This is a genomic window from Kitasatospora cystarginea, from assembly GCF_039533515.1.
Lineage (GTDB): Bacteria > Actinomycetota > Actinomycetes > Streptomycetales > Streptomycetaceae > Kitasatospora > Kitasatospora cystarginea.
This window is the reverse complement of record NZ_BAAATR010000122.1, coordinates 1-3735: the sequence shown is the minus strand read 5'-3', so window position 1 is coordinate 3735 and position 3735 is coordinate 1. Positions and strand designations below refer to the sequence as shown.

Sequence of the window (3735 nt, the reverse complement as noted above, 5' to 3'; positions counted from 1 at the left end):
ACGGCGGGCGACCCGCCTTCAGTGCCGCACGAGCCCTTCCCTGAGCCACAACAACCTCCTCGATCGAGGTGTTGCGACGATCAGTTGAATCCGCCTTGCGACCCGTGATCGGAGTGGAACACCACCCCGGCGACCTTCCCACCACGGGCGGCCACGGCCATCTCCAGGGCGCTGACGACCAGTTCGTCCCGCATGTGCGGGGCCATCGACCAGCCGAGGACCCGGCGTGAACAGATGTCGATCACGCAGGCCAGGAACAGCCATCGGCCGCCGACCTGGATGTAGGTGATGTCGCCGCACCGGCGCTGGTCGAGCCGGGAGGCGGTGAAGTCGCGCTGCACCAGGTCCGGCACCGGCGGCGCCGCCGGGTCGGGGATGGTGGTCCGCTTGCCGCGGCGCAGGTGGCGGCCGATGATGCCGTGTTCGCGCATCAGTCGAGCCACCCGTTTGCGATTCACGTGTCGCCCGGATCCTCGCAGGTCGGCGGGGATGCGCAGGGCCCTGTAGGTCTCGCCGGACGCGGAGTGGATCTCGCGGATCTCCGCCACCAGGGCCTGGTCGGCGGTCTGCCGCCCGGCCCCGGCGTCCATGCCGGCCAGCCGCCGGTAGTAGCCCGAGCGGGAGACCTCCAGCACTCGACACAGCCGCTGGACGCCGAAATCACCGGCGTGCTCGGAGATGAAGTCCCAGCGGCGGGACGTCACTTCATCTCCTTGGCGAAATACTGGGCGGCCCGACGGAGAATCTCCCGCTCCAGCTGCCACTCCTTCTCCGCCTTCAGCAGCCGCGCGTTCTCAGCCCGCAACCGGGCCAGCTCCTCCCGGTGGTCCTCCGCCCCGGACCCACCGGCTGGAGCCTGACCGCCGCCCTCGGCCGCACGAACCCACAACCGCAGCGTCTCCCGAGTGATCCCCGGGTCAGCCGCGACGTCCTTCATCGTCCGCTGCCCCGCTGAGGCCCTCCACAACGCCACCGCATCCGCCCGGAACTCCGGGGTGTACTTCCGCCCCGCCATGTGAACCATCTTCCCGGACCATCAAGATCCGCCATCAGAGTGTCCACACCACAGGGGTCACCTCATCGTGAGCTACGCCCAGAAAGAGCGGCAGTAGCCTCTGGAACCCGCACGGAAAAAGATCCGCCCGGCGGCTTTCTTGCCTATTGACCCGAAGGTAAGGTTCCGCGCTCGTTGATCTGGGCGTGACGGATCTGGTGGGGGACGCACGGCGCCTGTCGCCGCCGCCTATGGACAGAGCCTGCAGAGCACGCCGCGCGCGATGGACACGACGCGCCGCGCGACTGGCACGCGTGCCCGGAATTTTGCCGGGCGCGTCACCCGGGCACGCACCTGGACAGCGGCGCGGCACCATCCGCGATGATCACGCAAACGGCGTCCGCGGCAAGGTTCACCGAGGAGGCCGGGTGCGACAACGATCCGGAGTTGTCCGGTCCTTGTCACAGGAGCGCAACAGGGCGATCTGTGCCGGCGCTTGTTGTGTAGAGATGAGTGGTCGGCCGTGACGGCCGGTCAGTATCGCTCACCGCTCTTTGGGGGAACTCGTCATGAAGGCCAACCGTCTTGCCGCAGCCGTTGTCGCTACTGTGTTCGTTGGTCTCGTCCTGACCGCTTGCGGTCCGGACGAGACCAACGGTGCCGCCGGTTCGCCGACGGCTGGCGCTGCGGCCTCCACCGGCGGCGGGGCCCAGCCGGTCCCCGCCATCTCGACCGCGCCCACCGGTGCGGCGAAGCCGACCAGTACGGCGAAGCCGAGCGGCAAGCCGACCGGTGTGAAGCCGTCGGGCGGTGCCACCGCGGGTCAGGACTGCACTGCGGCGGCGAAGCAGGGTCTCGCGGGCCAGGTGGTGGTGGAGGCCACCGACAACGGCTACCAGACCTCGGTATGGATGAAGGCCAAGCCCACCAAGTTCGTCTGCGGCTCCGACGTCCCGGACGACGGCTACCACGAGAGCTACGGCAGCCCGGTTGTCTACACGTTCAGCAACGACGTCAAGACGTACGTGCTGAAGGGTGCCACACCGGTCCCGGTCAGCCTGGACGCGTTCATGAAGCAGCAGGACGACTGCCTGCACAATCCGAGCGTCGTGGCCGCACCCGGGGGCTGCTTCGGCAACCAGTACCTCATCACGGCCAGCAGCCAGAACGTGATCACCTCGATCACCCAGGCCTACCACCCGTAGACCAGGCACACGTTCGCGGCGGGCGGTCCAAGGAAACAGCGGGATAAGCCCACCACCACCCGGCTGCTACGCCCACTCCACGCCGTGCTCGGCGAGCCGCTGTCCAAGGGCGTTTTTTCTGATCAGGGTGGGGTGATGTGAGCTGGGCTGATCAGTTTCGTGTGCCGGTCGTTTCTGGGCCGCTGTTCCGATTGTTGGCAGTGCTGAGCAGGGTTGGTCAGGTTGTTTGAGCGGTGGTCAGGTTCGCTGATCGTTGGTAGGTCGGGGACGGTTTGGCGCGCCCACCGGCGGCCCGCTGCTGCTCCTGGCGATGAGACGACCGGCACCTCCTACCGGTGGCGTTGAACCTCGACACGGAGGCAGACCGGTGGGGTACGGTGCTGGACACAGGCTGATCGTGGCCTTGCCGGGGGCGACCGTCGGTTGCCCGGGAAGGCTGAACGGCGATCGGGAGGGGCGGGCCACTGGCCTGCCCCTCCCGCTGTTGCGATCGCCGCCTATTGCTCCGTCCACCCACATGGCCGCCGCTCCCGATGCTGGGCGGGTGCAACCGAGGCCGCCAGCCCGCGCTGGACGGGTGAGTTGGTGGTTTGTCGGCCTGGGGGATGTGCTGGTCAGGTTGGTTGAGTGGTGGTCAGAAGCCGTTGCTCAATCGAGCTGGGTGATCGTGAGTTCGAGTCTGCTGTCTCGGTCGGGTGATCCTCCGGTCGGCTGGGCATGGAAGTGGGGCCTCCCGCACAACTCGGGTGCCAGGACACTGCGGGGCTGGGCTATCCGCCTCCGGTGTCACCGTAAGTGCCTGTTTCTGAACCTCGGCGGGTGCTGAACGCACCCCGCCGGCGTTCGAGTTCTGGGTCGTGCGGCAGGATGTGCGGACACGTAGCTGCGGATCGGGGGAGCCAAGTGACCGAGGTGTCCATGGAGTTGCTGGCCGAATTGATGGTGGACAGCCTGGCGCCGTTGTACCCCGTGGTCTCGCCGGACGGTCGCCTGGTCGCCTACGCGGTGAAGACCGTTGGTGTCAGAGAACGCTTGGTGAGTGCGCTGTGGCTGGCGGATACCGCTGGTGGTTCGACTCCGCGGCAGTTGACGGACGGCAGCCGGTGGGTCGGGGCTCCGCAGTGGGCTCCGGACTCAGGGTCGTTGTACTTTCTCACTGGTCGGCAGTTGCACCGTCTGCGGCTCGGTGACGGGTCGGCGGAGGAGGTGACCGCTTGGCGCGGCGGCGTCGCCGGTTTCCGGCTGCTGGCCGACGGCCGGGCGGTCGCGGTGGTTGCCGTCGATGAACCGGACACCGAGGACGAGCGTCGGCGGGCCGAGGGCGATGACGCGGTGGTGTGGGGCGAGCACGCACACCCGGCGCGGCTGCGGCTACTCGATCTTGACAGCGGTGAGCTGCGTTCGGTGGCCGGTCTCGGTGAGCGGCACGTGGTGGAGGGGGTGCAGCGGCCGGACGGCGGCCCGCTGGCGGTGCTCAGCTGGGCGGGCCCGGAAGAGGACTTCGGGGCGTTCGCCGCGGAACTGCACCTGGTCGAT

At 68.3% G+C, this 3735-nt stretch carries 2 protein-coding genes and 1 pseudogene; 2 read left to right on the top strand and 1 reads right to left on the bottom strand.

Annotated elements, in window-relative coordinates; all coding sequences use genetic code 11:
• Positions 1–95: 95 nt before the first annotated feature.
• Positions 96–1015: pseudogene (locus ABD369_RS40210) on the bottom strand (IS3 family transposase); the annotation flags it as partial.
• A gap of 548 nt (positions 1016–1563) precedes the next feature.
• Between ABD369_RS40210 and ABD369_RS40205 the strand changes: the two are divergent.
• Positions 1564–2199, top strand: a complete 636-nt coding sequence (locus tag ABD369_RS40205) for a hypothetical protein (RefSeq protein ID WP_344641595.1) — start codon at positions 1564–1566, stop codon at positions 2197–2199.
• Between the two features lie 903 nt (positions 2200–3102).
• A partial coding sequence (locus tag ABD369_RS40200) for a TolB family protein (RefSeq protein WP_425557891.1) occupies positions 3103–3735 on the top strand: 633 nt, incomplete at its 3' end.